Below are 546 nucleotides of genomic sequence, written 5' to 3'. Positions count from 1 at the left end.
CCTAGCAGGCCGTTGAAGAACTCAGCCGCGTTCGCAAACGAAGGCTGAATCGTCGCCATTGTGGATGTAGAAGTGGCCAACGAGCCTGCCCGCAGTGCCGATCATGGCCCATCCGCGACCACAGGACGGATCATTCTCGTCGTGCCCCTCCCATGAGAACTCGGCGCAGGCCGATCCGTCGCGGGTGCCGTAGCGAGCATCCAGGAAGCCCTTGAGAGCCCCAAACGCTATTTCGCCATCGGACTTGCCACGGAAGGTGAGATGCGCCTCTCCGACAAGATCGAGGAAGTCGCTGTCCCAGTTGTCCATTTCGACGATGCGCCAGCGGCCGGCAAAGGCCGTGGCAAAGCCGGGCACCTTGGCCATCAACCGGTCTCCGCGATCAGCTTGGGCAGCCGCACCAGATTGTAGGCGGCCGCAGCGAAGGTAAAGGCCCATCCGACCCGATCACGGCCACGGAATCTGGTCTTCTCTTGCCCGGCGACCGTCTTGATCCAGCCGAATGCCTCCTCAATCCGCTTGCGGATGCGCTGGCTGACAGCATAA

At 62.1% G+C, this 546-nt stretch carries 2 protein-coding genes; both read right to left on the bottom strand.

What is annotated here, in order from left to right; translation table 11 throughout:
* Window positions 1-21: 21 nt before the first annotated feature.
* Window positions 22-366 (bottom strand): hypothetical protein, encoded by a 345-nt coding sequence (locus ACZBJS_RS42705; protein WP_141343480.1) that lies wholly within the window; start codon window positions 364-366, stop codon window positions 22-24.
* Window positions 366-546, bottom strand: a 181-nt coding sequence (locus ACZBJS_RS42700) for a transposase (RefSeq protein WP_463440352.1), incomplete at its 5' end; no start/stop codon positions are given. The genes ACZBJS_RS42700 and ACZBJS_RS42705, both read right to left, overlap by 1 nt.

This window comes from Bradyrhizobium sp. KZN70725, assembly GCF_055264925.1.
Note: the sequence above shows the minus strand (reverse complement) of the source record. Positions and strands in the feature narration are given on the sequence as shown.